This is a genomic window from Dyella monticola (genome assembly GCF_003363155.1).
GTDB classification, from domain to species: Bacteria; Pseudomonadota; Gammaproteobacteria; order Xanthomonadales; family Rhodanobacteraceae; genus Dyella_B; species Dyella_B monticola.
In genome coordinates, this window is record NZ_QRBE01000014.1 from 1 (window position 1) to 17,276 (window position 17,276).

At 61.8% G+C, this 17,276-nt stretch carries 14 protein-coding genes; 10 read left to right on the forward strand and 4 right to left on the reverse strand.

Going from position 1 to position 17,276, the window contains the following annotated elements; genetic code table 11:
- Positions 1 to 330: hypothetical protein (locus DWU98_RS22320; RefSeq protein ID WP_230474927.1), on the reverse strand; the 330-nt coding region annotated here is incomplete at its 3' end.
- 458 nt (positions 331 to 788) lie between these two features.
- Here DWU98_RS22320 and DWU98_RS18190 point away from each other — a divergent pair.
- The 6 genes from DWU98_RS18190 (at position 789) to DWU98_RS18215 (ending at position 9,631) form a co-directional block, all read left to right on the forward strand.
- On the forward strand, positions 789 to 2,390 hold the full coding sequence (locus tag DWU98_RS18190; RefSeq protein WP_115497097.1) for a peptide chain release factor 3: 1,602 nt from the start codon (positions 789 to 791) through the stop codon (positions 2,388 to 2,390).
- 145 nt (positions 2,391 to 2,535) lie between these two features.
- Positions 2,536 to 6,177, forward strand: a complete 3,642-nt coding sequence (locus DWU98_RS18195) for a response regulator (RefSeq protein WP_230474928.1) — start codon at positions 2,536 to 2,538, stop codon at positions 6,175 to 6,177.
- Between the two features lie 19 nt (positions 6,178 to 6,196).
- Positions 6,197 to 7,042, forward strand: coding sequence for a CheR family methyltransferase (locus tag DWU98_RS18200; RefSeq protein WP_115497099.1), 846 nt, complete (start codon positions 6,197 to 6,199; stop codon positions 7,040 to 7,042).
- Positions 7,039 to 7,608: a chemotaxis protein CheB gene (locus DWU98_RS18205; RefSeq protein WP_115497002.1), complete on the forward strand. Its 570-nt coding sequence runs from the start codon at positions 7,039 to 7,041 to the stop codon at positions 7,606 to 7,608. Before DWU98_RS18200 ends, DWU98_RS18205 begins: the two co-directional genes overlap by 4 nt.
- Before the next feature lie 8 nt (positions 7,609 to 7,616).
- Positions 7,617 to 8,603, forward strand: coding sequence for a diguanylate cyclase domain-containing protein (locus tag DWU98_RS18210; RefSeq protein WP_230474929.1), 987 nt, complete (start codon positions 7,617 to 7,619; stop codon positions 8,601 to 8,603).
- A 95-nt stretch (positions 8,604 to 8,698) separates the two neighbouring features.
- Positions 8,699 to 9,631, forward strand: a complete 933-nt coding sequence (locus tag DWU98_RS18215) for a type II CAAX endopeptidase family protein (RefSeq protein WP_115497004.1) — start codon at positions 8,699 to 8,701, stop codon at positions 9,629 to 9,631.
- Here DWU98_RS18215 and DWU98_RS18220 read toward each other — a convergent pair.
- The 3 genes from DWU98_RS18220 to DWU98_RS18230 are packed head-to-tail and all read right to left on the reverse strand — an operon-like array spanning position 9,597 to position 13,491.
- Positions 9,597 to 10,070, reverse strand: a complete 474-nt coding sequence (locus DWU98_RS18220; RefSeq protein ID WP_115497005.1) for a hotdog fold domain-containing protein — start codon at positions 10,068 to 10,070, stop codon at positions 9,597 to 9,599. The genes DWU98_RS18215 and DWU98_RS18220 overlap by 35 nt on opposite strands.
- Before the next feature lie 42 nt (positions 10,071 to 10,112).
- Positions 10,113 to 12,581, reverse strand: coding sequence for an acyl-CoA dehydrogenase (locus tag DWU98_RS18225; RefSeq protein WP_115497006.1), 2,469 nt, complete (start codon positions 12,579 to 12,581; stop codon positions 10,113 to 10,115).
- Position 12,582: 1 nt separating this feature from the next.
- Positions 12,583 to 13,491, reverse strand: coding sequence for an alpha/beta fold hydrolase (locus DWU98_RS18230; protein ID WP_425480246.1), 909 nt, complete (start codon positions 13,489 to 13,491; stop codon positions 12,583 to 12,585).
- A 103-nt stretch (positions 13,492 to 13,594) separates the two neighbouring features.
- On the opposite strand from DWU98_RS18230, the gene DWU98_RS18235 reads away from it, so the two are divergent.
- The 4 genes from DWU98_RS18235 to DWU98_RS18250 all read left to right on the forward strand — a co-directional run bounded on the left by DWU98_RS18235 (position 13,595) and on the right by DWU98_RS18250 (position 17,260).
- Entirely contained in the window at positions 13,595 to 14,173 is a 579-nt protein-coding gene (locus DWU98_RS18235; RefSeq protein ID WP_115497100.1) for a TetR/AcrR family transcriptional regulator, read from the forward strand.
- A 177-nt stretch (positions 14,174 to 14,350) separates the two neighbouring features.
- Entirely contained in the window at positions 14,351 to 16,120 is a 1,770-nt protein-coding gene (locus DWU98_RS18240) for a phosphoenolpyruvate carboxykinase (GTP) (protein ID WP_115497008.1), read from the forward strand.
- Positions 16,121 to 16,256: 136 nt separating this feature from the next.
- The gene (locus DWU98_RS18245; protein ID WP_115497101.1) at positions 16,257 to 16,808 is read left to right on the forward strand and encodes an RNA polymerase sigma factor; all 552 of its coding nucleotides are present in this window, start codon (positions 16,257 to 16,259) and stop codon (positions 16,806 to 16,808) included.
- Positions 16,805 to 17,260 (forward strand): hypothetical protein, encoded by a 456-nt coding sequence (locus DWU98_RS18250; RefSeq protein WP_115497009.1) that lies wholly within the window; start codon positions 16,805 to 16,807, stop codon positions 17,258 to 17,260. The genes DWU98_RS18245 and DWU98_RS18250 overlap by 4 nt, the downstream gene beginning before the upstream one ends.
- The last annotated feature ends 16 nt before the right edge of the window (positions 17,261 to 17,276 follow it).

A 17,276-nucleotide genomic window follows, 5' to 3' on the forward strand; every position in this document is an offset into this window, starting at 1 on the left:
CTGATTCCCTTGCGGTGACAACAGACCGGCGCGGGTTCGAACATCCGCTTCGGTGGTCAATGACGAAGATGCCCTTTGATACTGGCATTGGCGCGGCGTGAGGCCGGGCTCAGGTGGCGGATAGGGGTCCCAAAAATCCTTGGCTTTTTGTTCGAGTTCCTGCAGTGCGTTTGGGCCCTCGCTGAGCTTGGAGAGCTGCTCGACATCGGGCAACCCCTCGGCCGCGGGATCAACGATGGCCGCTTGGGGCACGCCTTCGAAGGGATTCTCGGAAGCGGGTACCGTGCTGGATATCGTCGTCGATGCGTCCGATGCGGGGGGATCCGTCACGTCCGCGTGGGACACCGGTATGTGGGCTTGGCCTTTTGACCGGGAAGCGGACGCAGGGGAGCTGGGTAGTGAGGAAAACGCGGTACGACCAGACTCGATCGCATGTGGCTCCGGAGGCACCCCCTGCGAGACTGATTCGCTTGTTTGTGCGGGTGTGCTGGCGCGTGTGTCTGAAATAGGGCCGTTATTGGGATCCGGTATACGCATAGATCTAGCTACTGATGGGAATGAGCGGCTGATCTTGGTGAGATGGCGGGGATGCCTGGTGGTATCGCGCGACTTCAGCTAACGCCCAATCCGTTCACTCATCGGCCACTCAAACGCTGGGCATCGGCATCGACGTGCTATTCGTGAAATGCGATTTCCACCCCCCGCACTGCCACATAACCAGGGCGCGAACCAGCTCCTGCCGGCCATCCCAGCTACAATACGCGGCTCGCATGCCAGCCGATCCGCCCATGTCCGCCCACCTCCAAGAAACCCAGCGCCGCCGCACCTTTGCCATCATCAGCCACCCCGACGCGGGCAAGACCACGCTGACGGAAAAGCTGCTGCTGTTCGGCGGCGCCATCCAGATGGCCGGTTCGGTGAAGGGCCGCAAGGCCGCGCGCCACGCCACGTCAGACTGGATGGCACTGGAAAAGGAGCGCGGCATTTCGGTCACCTCCTCGGTGATGCAGTTTCCGTACGAGGGCAAGATCGTCAATCTGCTCGATACCCCCGGCCACGCGGACTTCTCCGAAGACACCTACCGCGTGCTCACCGCCGTGGACTCGGCGCTGATGGTGATCGACTGCGCCAAGGGCGTGGAGGAGCGCACCATCAAGCTGATGGATGTGTGCCGCCTGCGCGATACGCCCATCATGACCTTCATCAACAAGCTCGACCGCGAAGGCCGTTCGCCGATCGAATTGCTGGACGAAGTGGAATCCGTGCTCGGCATCGCGTGCGCGCCGCTGACCTGGCCCATCGGCATGGGCAAGCGCCTCAAGGGCGTGTATCACATGCTGCTGGATGAAGTGCATGTGTTCGAGCCGGGAAAGAATTTCACGCGCCAGGATTCGACCATCTTCAAGGGTCTGGATGCGCCTGGATTGGAACAAGCGATCGGCACCGAGGCGCTGAACGAATTGCGCGAAGAACTGGAATTGGTGCAAGGCGCTTCGCATCCGTTCGAGCTCGACAAATACCTCGTCGGCAAGCTCACGCCGGTGTTCTTCGGTTCGGCCGTGAACAACTTCGGCGTGCAATTGCTGCTGGATTTCTTCGTGGAGCACGCGCCTTCGCCGCGTCCGCGCGCAACGCTTTCGCGCGAAGTGAAACCGGCAGAAGAAAAGCTCACCGGCTTCGTGTTCAAAATCCAGGCGAATATGGATCCGGCGCACCGCGATCGCGTGGCCTTCATGCGCGTATGTTCGGGCACTTACACCGCGGGCATGAAAATGGTGCAGACGCGTACCAACAAGGACATGCGCATCGCCAATGCGCTTACCTTCATGGCGAGCGATCGTGAGATTGTAGAAAGCGCCTACCCGGGCGACGTCATCGGCCTGCACAACCACGGCACCATCAGCATTGGTGACACCTTTACCGAAGGCGAAGCGGTGAGCTTCACCGGCATTCCCAACTTCGCGCCGGAACTGTTTCGTCGGGCACGCCTGCGCGATCCACTGAAAATGAAGGCGTTGCAGAAAGGCCTGGCGCAGCTTTCCGAGGAAGGCGCCACCCAGTTCTTCCGTCCGCTGATGAGCAACGATCTGATCCTGGGCGCGGTCGGCGTGCTGCAGTTCGACGTGGTGGCCTATCGCCTGAAGGACGAATACGGCGTGGACGCCACGTTCGAGCCGGTGGGTGTGGTGACGGCTCGCTGGATACAGTGCGAGGACACCAAAAAGCTGGAAGAATTCCGCGAGAAGAACATCATGAATCTCGCCATCGATGGCGCCGGCGAACTGGTCTATCTCGCCCCGACGCGCGTGAACCTGCAACTGACCCAGGAACGCTCCCCCGCCGTGCGCTTCTCGGCCACCCGCGAGCACGCCGCATCCGTCGAGGTCTGACGCGGCGGCGTTGCCGTCTTCACATATTTCTGACGCATGCCGGGCAGTACCGCCCGGCATGGCATCTCGCTAATCTGGCTGCCACGCGCACCGCCCGGTCTCAATGGGGACGACGCGCCCCTTTGCCACCTCAGCGGGAATTCGCATGGCCAGTGCTACCGTCGCCTCCACGTCAAGGAAGTATTCATGGCTGGCCCATCTGCCCATTCGCTACAAAATCCTGCTCGCGATTGGCTTGATGCTCGCATTGCTCCTGCTCGATAGCGCCTTCAACCTCGCCGCCCAGCATCGACAGTCCGAAACGCGCCGCTGGTCCGACCATACCTACGAAGTGCTGCTGAAGATCGAAGCTGTTCAGCGCACGGCACTGTCAAGCCAGGTGGGTTTGCGCGGATTCGTGCTTACCCACGATGCACAGCAGCTGGCGCGAAGCACGGAAGCCAGCACGACGCTGCTGGTTCAATTGGCGCAATTGCGCCAGCTGACGAGCGACAACCCGCTCCAGCAAATGCGCATCGATCATATCCAGGCATTGGTCTTGCAGTGGAACCGCGATGTACAAAACTTTCTGACCGCACCGCTGGCGGGCATCAAGCCCGACGATCCGCAGTTTGGCGCGCAGTGGACCAGTATCCAGGCCAACTATCTGGCCCATCGTTCGGTCCGCGTGGAAGACTTCACCGAGGTGCTCGACACCATGACCGCGACCGAGCGGCAATTGCTCGCCGTGCGCAGCAACGACACGACACGCCTGCTCCACGAAACCTTGTACATCAACGTTGCCAGCGCACTCATTGCGCTCCTGCTCGGCAGCATGGTGCTCTCGCTTACCTCGCGCATGGTCACACGCCCGATCCGGCGTATCGGCAACATGATGACTCGGCTCGCCAATCACGACCATTCCATCGAGATCCGCGGCGTGGAGCGGCGCGACGAAATCGGCGAAATCTCGCGCGCCCTGCAAGTGTTCAAGCAGATGGTGATCGAGTCGCGCGCGCAGACCAAGCTCAAGAGCGATGCGACCTCGATTTCCGCAAGCCTGCAGGCAGCTACCAATCATCGCGACTTTGCGCATCAGCTGGTGAGCCAGTTGTCACCGCTGATCCAGGCCGGCGTTGCGTTATTTTACGGCTATGACGCATCGCGCGGGCGCCTGGATCTTCTGGGCAGTTACGGCTTGCGCATGCAAAGCAGTCCCGATGCGTACATGCCCGGCGAAGGGCTGGTGGGCGAATGTGCCGCGTCACATCGACCCATCATGCTGGACGAGGTGCCGGAGAATTACCTGCGCATCGATTCCGGCAGTGGCTCGGCGTTACCGCGCCACCTCACCATTCTGCCGTTGCTCGTGCGCGAACAACTGGTCGGCATATTGGAATTGGCCAGCTTCGGTGCACCGACCCCTCATCACCAGGAATTGCTGGGCGAATTATTACCACTGGCCGCCCTGACGTTGGAAAACCTCAACCGCGCAGTGAATACCGAGCAGCTGTTGGAACAGACACGCGAGCAGGCGGACGAGCTACGGGTATCGGCCGTCACCATGCGCCAGCAGCAAGAGGCACTACGCGCTGCCAATGACACCCTGCAAACCAAGACCATCGAGCTGGAAGATCAATCCCAGCGACTGCAGGCTTCCGAAGAAGAGCTGCGGGTGCAGGCCGACGAATTGCAGGCGTCCAATGAAGAACTGCGCCTGATGACCGAAACGCTGCAGCTGCAAAAGCAGCAAGTGGAAACCCTGCAGCAAGAGACCGAACAGAAGGCCGACGAACTGGCACGCGCCAGCCAGTACAAGAGCGAGTTCCTCGCCAACATGTCGCACGAACTGCGTACGCCCTTGAACAGCCTGCTGATTCTTTCGCGCAGCCTGGCCGATAACCGCGGCGAAAATCTGGATGCCGAACAAGTGGAATCGGCTCGCATCATTCACGATGCGGGCTCCAGCCTGCTGCGCCTGATCAATGACATTCTCGACCTGTCCAAGATCGAGGCCGGCAAGATGGAACTCTCGCTGTCGGATTATTCGCTGCAAGACCTTGCCCGCAGTCTGCGGCGCAACTTCGATCATGTTGCGCGCGACAAAGCGCTCCACTACGAAGTCATGCTCGCCGATGCGTTGCCTGCAACCATCCACACGGACCCTAATCGACTTGAGCAGATCATCAACAACCTGCTTTCGAATGCCTTTAAATTCACCGCAAAAGGCGGTATTCGCGTCGACATTGGCCGGCCGGCCGGTGATCTGCTCACGCCAGAATCGCTACGTGGTCAGTCGCTGCTCGCGATCAGCGTGAAGGACACAGGCATCGGCATATCCGCCGATAAACTGGAACGCGTATTCAATGCGTTCGAGCAAGCCGACAACAGCACGAGTCGCCAGTTCGGCGGCACCGGATTAGGCTTGAGCATTTCACGACGCATGGCTGCGCTGCTTGGCGGAGACATCGTTCTACGCAGCGAAGTCGGACAAGGCAGTCAATTCGTGCTGCTGCTGCCCGAACAGAGCAAAGACGCCAACGCTAATGCAGCTGCCGGCACGACCACCATCCCCACGCCGGCACCGCGCCAGACGACGCGCGCCATGCTGCCTGCACAGGGTCTCAACGATGATCGTCAAAGCATCTGTGCCGGGGACAGCGTGATCCTTGTCGTCGAGGACGATCTGGCTTTCGCGCACATCCTGGCCGAGATGGTGCGCCAGAAAGGCCACCGTATGCTGCACGCACCCAACGGTGAAGCAGGCCTTGAGCTGGCGCGCCGTTATCATCCTGCCGGCATTCTGCTCGATGTCATGCTTCCGGGCATGGACGGCTGGACGGTTATCGAACGATTGAAAGCCGATCCGGCCACGCGCCACATTCCCGTGCACTTCCTTACCGCCACCGACGATACAGGCCGCGGACGTGAGCTTGGCGCGGTCGGCGTACTCACCAAACCCGTCACGCGCGAAGGTATCAACGAAGCGTTCGATCGGCTGCTGCACTTCGCCAAAGGCCGCACGCGCCATCTGCTGGTCGTGGATGATGATGCCCATGCGCGCAGTGCGGTGTACACGCTGCTCGGCCAGGACGGTGTGAACGTGGACGAAGCAGCCTCGGGCGAAGAAGCCTTGCAGAAGCTGGCCACGACGCCCTATGACTGTATCGTGCTCGATCTTGGTCTGCCCGGCATGTCGGGCATGGAATTGCTCGAAAAGCTCGCTCAAAGCGGCAGCAATCCGCCAGTGGTGGTGTATTCGGGACGCGAATTGAGCCGCGAAGAAAACCTGCGGATTCGCCAGTACACCGACAGCATCGTGATCAAGGGCGCGCGCTCGCCTGAGCGCCTGATGGATGAAGTCAGCCTGTTCCTGCACAGCGTTCGCGGCACCCGGCCAGGGGCCAGCCCCCGTGCCAGCGGGCACGATGGTTTACGCGATCGTCACGTGCTGCTGGTGGACGATGACATGCGCAATCTGTTCGCGCTATCAAAAGTACTCCGCGACTGGGGCATGCACGTTGCCATGGCGCAGGACGGGCAGAAAGCGCTGCAGGTGCTGAGCGATCACCCGCAAGTTGAGCTGGTGTTGATGGACGTGATGATGCCCGGCATGGATGGCTATGAAGCCACCCGAGCGATACGCGCCCAACAAGGGCTTGAACAGCTTCCCATCATCGCGCTCACTGCAAAGGCCATGCGTGGCGATCGCGAGCGCTGCCTGGAAGCAGGTGCCAACGATTACCTGTCCAAGCCGATCGATCTGGACAAGCTGGCCTCATTGATGCGCATGTGGTTGCGCGACTGATACTGGAATGGAAATGCCCATGGACGCACCGGAACTCGAAGGCATCGAAGTGGACGTGTTCGTGCAGGCACTGCAAAAACGTCATGGCTACGATTTCAGCCAATATGCGCCCGCTTCCTTGAAGCGCCGTGTGCGCCAGCTTGCCAGTCAGTTCCAATGCAAAACCATCAGCCATCTGACCGAGCGCATGTTGCACGAGCCGGAGCTGTTGCCGCGGGTGCTCGAGGGCCTCACGGTGCCCGCTTCGGACATGTTCCGTGACCCGGCGGTCTTTCGCACGCTGCGTGAAAACATCTTGCCCCTGCTGGCTTCCTATCCACACATCAACATATGGCAGGCCGGATGTGCGCATGGCCAGGAGGTCTATTCCCTGGCCATTCTGCTGGAGGAAGCCGGCCTTTACGAACGCACGCAGATCTTCGCCACCGATCTGAGCGATCGCGCATTGCAGCATGCGAGCGAAGGTATCTACCCCGTGAAAGATGCGCAGCAATGGTCGCGCAATTACCAGGCGTCGGGCGGCGGCCAATCGCTGGCCGATTACTGCAGCGCAGGCTACAACCTGATCAAGCTCAATCAGCGCTTGCGCCGTAACGTGACCTTCGCCATGCACAACCTGGCCACCGATGGCGTATTTTGCGAGGCACACCTGATTCTCTGCCGCAACGTGCTGATCTATTTTTCAAATTCACTGCAGGATCGTGCGCTATCACTGTTTCGCGACAGTCTGGTGCGTAGCGGCTTTCTGTGTCTGGGTTTGCGGGAGAATCTCGAGCTGGCCTCAACCGCCCGTGATTTCGCCCCGTTTATCGAACCGATGCGCATCTATCGCGTGGCCAGCCACGTAGAGACGTTGTCGGCATGATGACGCCGGCGGCCATCGCGATCGGTTGCTCGGCCGGCGGCGTGGATGCGCTCCAGGTGCTTCTGGGCGGCCTCGCGCCCGGCCTGCGGCAAGCCGTCCTGGTGTGTTGCCACAGCCGCTCGGAAACCACGGAGATATTCCGCAGAGTGTTGGAACGCGTGTCCGCTCTGCCGATCGCCGAGGCTGTCGAGCGGGATGTTGCGCATCCGGGCGTCGTGCATGTCGCCCCTTCGGGCTACCATTTGCTGGTGGAAAGCGATCTGCATTTCGCCCTGTCCGCCGATCCGCGCGTGAACTATGCGCGGCCGTCCATCGACGTGTTGTTCAATTCAGCGGCCGAAGCGTGGGGCGACCGACTCATCGGGGTCGTCCTCACTGGCGCCAATGCCGATGGCGCCGCCGGCCTGCGACGCATTCGCCAGTTTGGCGGCACCGCCGTGGTGCAGTCTCCCGCCGATGCCGAAGCTGCCGCCATGCCGCAGGCAGCCCTGGATGTTGCCGGTGCCGATTATTGCGTACCGCTGCTGGACATCGCTCCCTTGCTCAACAGGCTTTGTCTGCCATGACCGGCTCCATGCCCAAGATTCTGGTGGTCGACGATACACACGCCAATCTTGTGGCCATGCGCCACCTGCTGGCCGATTGCGGCGCCGAACTGGTGGAGGCCACCGGCGGCAATCAAGCGTTGTCGCTGTGTATCGATCAGGATTTCGCGCTTATCCTGCTCGACGTGAACATGCCCGACATGGACGGCTTCGAAGTAGCGGCGCTACTGGGCGAAGCCGAACGGTTGCACGACACGCCGGTCATTTTCGTCACCGCCGCCTATTCCGATGACATCAACCGGCTCAAGGGCTATCGCTCCGGCGCCGTCGACTACATTGCCAAGCCCATCAACGATGTCATCCTGCGCTCGAAAGTGCGCGTATTTCTTGAACTCCACAGCGCACGGATGCAGTTGCAGCACGCACTGGAAGAACTTTCCGCACGCAACCAGCAGCTACAGACGGAAATTGCCGAACGTCAACGCATCGAGGCCCAGGTACGCCATCAGGCCACACACGACATGTTGACGGGGTTGCCCAATCGCGTGCTGTTTCATGATCGGCTGCGCGCGGCGGTTCAACGCGGCATTCTGCAGCATGCGCCGTTCGCATTGGCGCTGGTCGATATCGATGGCTTCAAAGCCGTGAACGATACCTATGGCCACCCCGCGGGCGATGCGTTGCTGCAGGCGATTTCCGCACGGCTGGTGCATCAGGTTCGTAGCGATGACACCGTCGCACGCCTGGGTGGCGACGAATTCGCCATCATTTTCACCGATGCCGACGAAGTGCCGCCGTTGCTCCAGCGCTGCCAGGGCATCTGCAACGTACTGGCCCAACCCTATCCGCTCCAAGGCGAACATGGCGCGTTGCTGGCGCGCGTGAGTGCCAGTATTGGCATCGCACTATGGAACGCCAGCGTCGACTCGGATGAAGCACTGATCCAGGCCGCCGACCGTGCGCTCTACCAAGTCAAAGAGGGTGGCAAAAACGGCTGCGTGCTGGCCTCTTCCTGACATGCCCGGCATCCCGTGGCACGTGTGACGTGTGGCACTGCTCGCCTTCGTGATGCGCACCTAACCTGAAGTCACTTGCTCCGGGGGAAGCCACCATGTCGCAAACCATCGTCTTCCACACACCCGCCCAGGCACGCGCATGGCAGCGCTGGCTGATCTATTCACCCGTTGCGCGCATCGTGATCTTCGCTGCGCTCGCGTTCGCCGTCGGCTTTGCGGTTCACGGCGCAATGGCTGCGCTGGGATGGATGAGCAAAACCGCGACGCCCCTGCAGCATGCCGTCGCCGGACTATCGATCGAGCTGGTGTCCACGGTGGTCAGCTACATCGTGCTGGTGATGGTGATCGAACGAAGGCGCATGCGTGAGCTGTCGTGGCGGCAGGTGCCGACCTATGGCCTCGCCGCCTTTGTGGGTGGCTTCCTGCTCTTCAGCACAGTGGTGGGTTTGCTGTGGGTACTGGGTAGCTATCACGTGTTGGGCATCAACAATCATGTGAACTGGCTGCCGGAGGTGCTGATCGCCGGTGTCGGCGCGGGCGTCGGCGAGGAAATCATTACGCGCGGCGTGCTGTTCCGCATCGTTGAGGAAGGCATGGGCACGTGGTGGGCGCTGGGCATTTCGGCCGTTTTCTTCGGTGGCGCGCATATTTTCAATCCGGCTGCCACGCTGTGGAGTTCGCTGGCTATCGCGATCGAGGCAGGCATTCTTCTGGCGATGGTGTTCCATGTGACGCGCACGCTGTGGGCGTGCATCGGCCTGCATGCCGCCTGGAACATTACGCAAGGAACGATCTACGGCATTCCCGTCTCCGGCGGCAGCGAAAAAGGCTGGCTGCTGTCGTCGCGCACCGGGCCGGATTGGCTAAGCGGCGGTGCCTTTGGCGCAGAGGCATCGGTGATCGCCCTGCTTGTCTGCACGTCGGTATCGGTGGTGTTGCTGATGATCGCACTACGGCGCAACAGCATCGTGCGACCGAGCTGGTCGCGCCGTGTCAGCGCTTCTTACGCGGCGACACCCACAGCGTAATGTGCGCACGCAATACCGGCGTCCCGGTCGGATCCGTAACCTCGACGAGCACCGGCCATTCCCTGCCATTTTCGACCGCGCCAAGCGGGAGGTGTGGCGTGGCGACGGCATGCATGGTGCCTTTTGCACGGGTTAAATAGTCCACGCGCATGCCTTTGGGAATCCAGCGCGCATCAGGCGGAAGTGTGGCCTCGGCCATCACGCCGGCACTCAGCTCGGCGAGGTTGCAGAGCGCGATCGCATGCACCGTACCGATATGGTTGTGCACGCGTCGACGGTCGCGCATATGGACTTCGCAGCGCCCGGGCTCGAGCGCAACGAAGCGTGGCGCAATCGTGGCGAAGTAAGGCGCGCGCAGGCACACCGCGCGGGCGAACAGCCAGTGGCCGCAGGGCCAGCGGGTGATGCGCTGATAAAGCGTCAGCAGCGACGCGCTCATACCTTCAAATCTCCGCCTTGTGCGAAGCGCACCGCGCGAGGATCAAGCGGCATCCGCCAGTTTCTTTCGATCCTTGCGCGTCATTGCCGACTGCAGCTCCGCCGGATCAAAGTCATCCACGGAAATGAACTCGAACACCCCTTCGCGTACGCGCTTGAGCAACGCGGCCTCGCTGGCGTCGATCACACCCGCCCGAACCGCTTCATCGAGCTGCTCCAGATAGTCGTGCGATGTGAACTGTCCCGCTTTCTGTGCCTTGCCGAACTTGCGTTCCACCGGTTCGGCGGCGATCACCTCAGGCAGCAACTGATTCATGCGACCCACCGTGTTGTTAGGTGTAGGCGTGAGGTACGCCCATTCCAACAGCCGATCACGTGCTTCGCCCGGCGCGGTGATGATGGCGGCGACACGCCGGCCAAGCCGATCCGACGGCGGCACTTCGCGACGGCCGAACGGAAACACCAGCACGCGCAACAGCCATGAAACAGGCCGCACAGGGAAGTTTCGGATGGCGCCATCCAGCGCCATCTGCGTGCGCCACATGCACTCGTGGAAGGCCCATGCCAGCAGCGGGCGATCCGCTTCCGGGCGCCCCGTATCTTCATAGCGCTTCAACATCGCACTGGCGATGTACAGGTAGCTCAATACATCACCCAGGCGCGCGGAGAGTTTTTCCTTGAACTTCAGCTTTCCGCCGAGCACGCCCATGAACGTATCGGCGCACAACGCCAACGCTGCGGAATAGCGATTGAGTTTGCGGTAATAACGGCGCACATAAGCATCACCTGCCGCATCACCGATACGTGCACCAGTGAGGCCAAGCACAAAGCTGCGCACGGCGTTGGAAATGCCGAAACCAAGATGGCCGAACAGTGCGCGGTCGAACGTCTTCAGGCGCTCGCTGTAATCTTCGATCTGTAGTGCCTGCATTTCCTTCAGTACATAAGGATGGCAGCGGATCGCACCCTGGCCGAAGATCATCAGGCTGCGCGTCATGATGTTGGCGCCTTCCACCGTGATCGCGATGGGCACACCCTGCCATGCACGACCGGCGTAATTCTTCGGACCCAGTTGCACGGCCTTGCCGCCGTGCACGTCCATCGCGTCCCCGGCGATGGTGCGACCCCATTCGGTGGCGTGATATTTGGCAATGGCGGAAGGCACGGCCGGCTTTTCACCACGATCCACCGCAGCAGCCGTCGCGCGCGACAACGCCGCCGTGGCATAGGTGAGACCGCCGATGCGCGCCAGCGCTTCTTCCACGCCTTCGAAACGCGCGACGGCCAGACCGAACTGCTTGCGCATGCGTGCATAAGCCCCGGTTGCGGCGACCGCCATCCGTACGCCGCCGGTTGCATTGGAAGGCAGCGAAATGGCGCGGCCTACCGACAGGCATTCAACCAGCATGCGCCAGCCGTGGCCGGCCATGTGCGGGCCGCCGATCAGCGTGGACATCGGCGCGAACACGTCCTTGCCGCGCACCGGACCATTCTGGAAGGGAATATTGAGCGGGAAATGACGGCGGCCGATCTCCAGGCCGGGCGTGTTACGCGGCAACAACGCGAGCGTGATACCCAGATCGTCCTTGTCTCCGAGCAGATGCTCAGGGTCGTACAGACGGAAGGCCAGACCCACCACGGTAGCGATCGGCGCCAGCGTGATGTAGCGCTTGTCGAAGTTCAATCGCATGCCGATGGTTTCGACACCATCGACCACGTGCTTGCACACCACGCCGTAATCGGGAATCGAGGTGGCATCGGAGCCGGCATACGGACCGGTGAGTGCGAAGCAGGGAATCTCCTCACCTACCGCCAGGCGCGGCAGGTAGTAGTTCTTCTGCTCATCGCTGCCGTAATGCAGCAGCAATTCGGCCGGACCGAGCGAATTGGGTACGGCGACCGTCGAGGCGACCGTGGCCGACATTGTCGCGAGCTTCTGCAGCACCGCCGAATGCGCCAGCGCGGAAAAACCCAGGCCGCCATAGTGCTTGGGAATGATCATGCCGAAGAATTGGTGCTTCTTGATGAAGTCCCACACCTCCGGTGGCAAGTCGGCCAGCTCGTGCGTGATCTGCCAATCGTCGAGCATGCTGCATAGTTGCTCCACGGGACCGGCGAGGAAGGTCTTCTCCTCCACGCTCAATTCGGGTTTCGGCTGCTTGAGCAATTCATGCCACTGGGGCTTGCCGGAAAACAGTTCGCCTTCGAAACCGACTGTGCCCGCTTCCAACGCGGTTTGCTCGGTGTCGGAAAGCTTGGGCGTCACCTTGGCGAACACCTTCAGCAGCGGCGCGGTGATCTGCTTGCGACGGAAAGCGATGTTCAACAGCGGCACGGCGACCGCCAGTTCGATGGCCAAGAGAATCACCATCGTGATCGGCGTATGGACCAGCAGCCCGACGACCAAGGTGGTGATTATCGTGACGATCGCCCACGTGCGCAGACTGCTGCGGTGGTAGGCGCACGCGCCGGTTGCAATGATCGCCGCCAACACGGTCAATAGTACGTACATCTCAACACCTCATGGCAGATGACGGGGTCGCGCCTGCATTGACGTCGACCAATTCCAGGCTTTCGATGAAACCTGCGATGGCGGCGGTGAACGCATCGTTCGCATCGCCGGCCAGCATGTGCGTGGCGCCAGGCACTTGCGCATGCCGGGCATGCGGCACCAGCGCGAGAAATTCGTCCACGGTGCGATGTGACACCACATCGCTGCGTTCGCCAGAAAGCAACAGCACTGGTACCTGGACATTCGCTGCGGCGACCAGCAGGCGCGGTTGATAGCGTTCGCTTTCGCTCACCAGGCCGCCGGCGAGCAAAGCCGGATCCCAATGCCAGCGCAAGCGGCCGTCAGCGCCTTCGCGCAACAAGGGACGCAATTGCTGCTCGCTCTTGCGCTCGCGGCGCTGGGGAAGATAGGCGGCGATCTGATCGGCCGCCTCGGCATAACCGGCGAAACCATCCGGATGCGCCTGCATGAACGCCAGAATGCGCTCAACCCCAGCGGTTTCCCAGCGCGGCGTAATGTCGACGAGCACCAGCGCACGGAACAGTGACGGCTGCGCCTCGCCGGCCACGACCAAGCCAAGCAATCCACCCATCGACGCGCCCACCAGAATGGGGGGCGCCGGTTGGGCCTGTGCGAGTGCGCCGAGGTCATCCGCAAAGTGCTGCATGTGGTAGTCGCCGCCGAGCATCCGGTCGCTCTCGCCGTGGCCGCGGCTATCGAAGCTGACGCATCGGCAACCGCGCTCGGCCAGCGTGGCGGCAGCAGCGCTCCAGGCGCCACGGGTCTGGCCGAAGCCGTGCGCAAACAGGAGGGTGGGCGTGCCTGTCGCATGGCGCACATCCATCGCCAGCGAAAGGCCGTCGGCGGTGGAGAAAGAGGTGCGATGGGCTTGATATTGATCCATACGCATGAGTATGGATGGCGTGCGTACGCGCCGTCAACCCGCCCTTCCATCAGCTTTTCCCCGCTTGAGGCAGCCCCAGTTCGGCGCCGGCATGGGCTACCATACGGAAATGAATGTCCGCCAGAAACCCGAACGTACGCGCCTTTCCGCCGAAGACTGGGAAGACGCCGCTCTCAATTTGATTGCCGAACAAGGCGTCGGAGCGCTCGCCGTCGAAGCACTGGCGCGTCAGCTGGGCGTAACCAAGGGCAGTTTCTACTGGCATTTCCGTACGCGCGAAGCACTGCTGCAAGCGGCGCTGGAACGCTGGGAGCAATACGGCGAACGCGAAATCATCGCTCAGATCGAGGCCATCCCCGATCCGCGCGAACGCCTGCCGGAATTGTTCCGCCGTGTCGCGCACGAGCTGCATCCGCACCGCGTATACGCGGCGCTGCTCAAAGCCCTGGATCACCCGCTGGTCGTGCCGGTGATGGCACGCGTCTCCAAGCGCCGCACGGAATTTCTTCACACCGCTTACACGGAAGCGGGCATGGAGCCTGCCCAAGCGCTCAACCGTGCCCGGCTCACCTACGCCGCGTACGTGGGTTTTCTGCAGCTCAATTTCACACTTGGCCTGCCAAGGTTGAACCACGAAGAATTCGACGCCTACGTCGAACATATGATTGCGACACTGATCCCGGCGTAAGCGGAAGGGTCTCGCTCAATGAAAAAGTGGAACGTCGGAGCGACCGCGTCGCACCGACGATAGATGCTGCGCGAAGCTCGCTTTAGTCGTACTTATGCTGCACCCCACCTTGAAATGCCAGTGCGCGTAACTTAGCGTCACAGCTCTCTTTTATGGGTATACCAAAGTGAGGAAAGCATGACGAGCAAGCTCGCGGCGCTTGATCGATGGGTCAACGACGTGGCGGCCACGACCCGCCCCGCAACGATCCACTGGTGCGATGGTTCGGACACCGAATATCAGGCGTTGGTGCAGCAGATGCTGCAAACAGGGGATCTGATCGAACTCAATCAGCAGACGCATCCAGGCTGCTATCTGCATCGCTCCAACCCATCGGACGTGGCGCGCGTGGAGCACCTCACCTTCGTGTGCACCGAGCACGAAGAAGATGCCGGCCCGAACAATCATTGGATGGCACCGGCCGATGCGCACGCGAAGATCGATGCGCTGTTCGAGGGCTGCATGGAAGGCCGTACCATGTACGTGATTCCCTATTGCATGGGGCCGATCGATTCACCGCTGTCGCGCTGCGGCGTGGAAATTACCGACAGCCCTTACGTGGTCGCCAACATGCGCACCATGACGCGCATGGGCGCTGCCTCGCTCACGCGCATCGAACGCGAAGGGCGTTTCGTAAAAGGCCTGCATTCCACCGGCGAGCTCGATCCGGAACGCCGCTTCATCATGCATTTCCCCGAAGAGCTCACGATTAAATCGTACGGCTCCGGCTATGGCGGCAATGCATTGCTGGGCAAGAAATGCCATGCGTTGCGCATCGCCAGTTTCCAGGCCCGCCGCGAAGGCTGGCTGGCCGAGCATATGCTGATCGTCGGCATCGAGAATCCGCAGGGCAAAACGCATTACGTCGCCGCTGCGTTTCCCTCGGCCTGCGGCAAAACCAATCTTGCGATGCTGATTCCGCCGGAAGGTTATCGCCAGAACGGCTGGCGTGTATGGACGGTGGGCGATGACATCTGCTGGATGCATCCGGGTGAAGATGGGCGTCTGTATGCCATCAACCCCGAGGCCGGCTTCTTCGGCGTGGCGCCGGGCACCAGCGAAAAGAGCAATCCCAATGCGCTGACTTCGATTTCGCACGACACCATTTTTACCAACGTGGCGGTCACCGCCGACAATCAGCCCTGGTGGGAAGGCCTGCCCGGCACGCCGGTAACCGACTGGCAAGGGCGCCCCTACGATCCGGCCAACGGTCCGGCGGCGCACCCCAATTCGCGCTTCACCGTAAGCGCCAAGCAATGCCCGACCTGGTCACCCAAGGCCGAGGAAGCGCAAGGCGTGCCGATCAGCGCCATCGTCTTTGGCGGCCGCCGCCCGTCGCTGCTGCCACTGGTGATGGAAGCGCGCGACTGGGCGCACGGTGTACTGATGGGCGCCGCGATGGGCTCGGAAACCACCGCCGCGGCCACCGGTGCGGTCGGCGTGCTGCGTCGTGATTCGATGGCGATGAAGCCGTTCTGCGGCTATCACTACGGCGACTACTTCACGCACTGGCTGTCGTTCGACAAGCCTGGCGCGAAGCTTCCCAAGATTTTCCACGTGAACTGGTTCCGCAAAGGCAAGGACGGCAAGTTCCTGTGGCCTGGCTTCGGCGAAAACCTGCGTGTGATCGAATGGATGATCGACCGCGTCGACGGCAAGGCGCGCGGTGTGGAGACTCCCATCGGCACCCTGCCGGCTGCCGGCGAGCTCAAGCTCGACGGTCTGGCGCTCTCGCGCGATACGATGGCCGAACTGCTCGATCTGGATACGTCCGGCTGGCAGACGGAACTGCACGCCATCGGTGAATACCTCGACAGTTTCGGCAATCGCCTGCCCTCTCGGTTGCGTCAGGAACAGCTACGCGTGCATCAGGCGCTGCACACCCCGCTCAAGGCAGCCAACGCGTGAAACCACGCCCCTCCTCTCCCAGCCGGGGAGGAGGGCCAATCCTGCACCAGAGCAGGCATTGCCTCTAAACCCCCAGGCCCCCGGCCGCATCCAAGCTGGCATGATGATCGCCGCTTGCATCGCCAACGGAAGCGCCATGCCCCCACCTGCGCTCGCTGCGGGAAACAACGATATGGATGACGTGCGCGCGGCCGCTGCGGGTGACCGGCAGGCATTCCAGCGGCTGTACCGCCAGCATGTGGGTCGCATCCACGGCGCCATGCTGCGCTTGGCCGGATACGACCACGCGCGCGCCGAGGATCTCACGCAGGATGCGTTCGTGCGGGCCTGGCAGAAGCTCGATAGCTTCCGCGAGCAAAGCTCGTTCGGTACGTGGCTTTACCGGCTGGCGGTCAACGTGGCGCTGATGGATATTCGCGCGCGGGGTTCCGATCCGGTCGGCTATGTGGACGAGGAAAGCGTTCCGGAACATGGCGAAACGCCGTTTTGCGCCGCCGAGCGCGAGGAGCTCGAACGCGCGATCGGCAAGCTGCCCCCGCGGGCGCGCGCGGTGCTGGTATTGCACGACGTGGAAGGCTGGCGCCACGAAGAGATCGCCAGCGAATTGGAGATGGCAGTAGGCTCGTCCAAAGCGCAACTGCATCGTGCACGTGGGTTGTTGCGCAAGGTACTTGGAGAACAGCGATGAACGAATTCGAATGGCTGCGCCAGATGCGCGATTTAAACCAGCCGGCCGCTCCGCGCAACGACCTTTGGGCGCGCGTTGATGCCGCGCTCGATGACAACGCATCGCAGAACGTCAGCTCGCTCCCGACACCGCGCGCACGGTATCGCCAGGTGTGGGCGGCCGCAGCCAGTATCGCTGCGGTGGTCGTGCTTGCCTGTGGTATCGCGTGGCATATGCATGCCCTTCCACAGCAGGCACCGGCGGTTGCCACGTCGATCTCCCCGCACGAGAACGCCCCTTGGAAACCAAGCGATCCGCGCCTGGCTGGCGCCGCGCTGGAACTGGATGCGGCACGCATGGAGTTGCAGCAGGCCATGCAGCAAGCCCCCGATTCACCTGCGTTGCAGCGCCTGCTGGAACGCACCCATGCACAGCAGAATTATCTGCGCGAACTCGAGAAACAAGCCGGCTGAGCCTCAAGGACATAAC

What these genes read in the sequence shown, in the direction of transcription:
- DWU98_RS18190 (WP_115497097.1), top strand. Translation starts at nt 789, where the DNA reads ATGTCCGCCCACCTCCAAGAAACCCAGCGCCGCCGCACCTTTGCCATC.
- DWU98_RS18195 (WP_230474928.1), top strand. Translation starts at nt 2,536, where the DNA reads ATGGCCAGTGCTACCGTCGCCTCCACGTCAAGGAAGTATTCATGGCTG.
- DWU98_RS18200 (WP_115497099.1), top strand. Translation starts at nt 6,197, where the DNA reads ATGGACGCACCGGAACTCGAAGGCATCGAAGTGGACGTGTTCGTGCAG.
- DWU98_RS18205 (WP_115497002.1), top strand. Translation starts at nt 7,039, where the DNA reads ATGATGACGCCGGCGGCCATCGCGATCGGTTGCTCGGCCGGCGGCGTG.
- DWU98_RS18210 (WP_230474929.1), top strand. Translation starts at nt 7,617, where the DNA reads ATGCCCAAGATTCTGGTGGTCGACGATACACACGCCAATCTTGTGGCC.
- DWU98_RS18215 (WP_115497004.1), top strand. Translation starts at nt 8,699, where the DNA reads ATGTCGCAAACCATCGTCTTCCACACACCCGCCCAGGCACGCGCATGG.
- DWU98_RS18220 (WP_115497005.1), bottom strand. Translation starts at nt 10,070, where the DNA reads ATGAGCGCGTCGCTGCTGACGCTTTATCAGCGCATCACCCGCTGGCCC.
- DWU98_RS18225 (WP_115497006.1), bottom strand. Translation starts at nt 12,581, where the DNA reads ATGTACGTACTATTGACCGTGTTGGCGGCGATCATTGCAACCGGCGCG.
- DWU98_RS18230 (WP_425480246.1), bottom strand. Translation starts at nt 13,491, where the DNA reads ATGCGTATGGATCAATATCAAGCCCATCGCACCTCTTTCTCCACCGCC.
- DWU98_RS18235 (WP_115497100.1), top strand. Translation starts at nt 13,595, where the DNA reads ATGAATGTCCGCCAGAAACCCGAACGTACGCGCCTTTCCGCCGAAGAC.
- DWU98_RS18240 (WP_115497008.1), top strand. Translation starts at nt 14,351, where the DNA reads ATGACGAGCAAGCTCGCGGCGCTTGATCGATGGGTCAACGACGTGGCG.
- DWU98_RS18245 (WP_115497101.1), top strand. Translation starts at nt 16,257, where the DNA reads ATGCCCCCACCTGCGCTCGCTGCGGGAAACAACGATATGGATGACGTG.
- DWU98_RS18250 (WP_115497009.1), top strand. Translation starts at nt 16,805, where the DNA reads ATGAACGAATTCGAATGGCTGCGCCAGATGCGCGATTTAAACCAGCCG.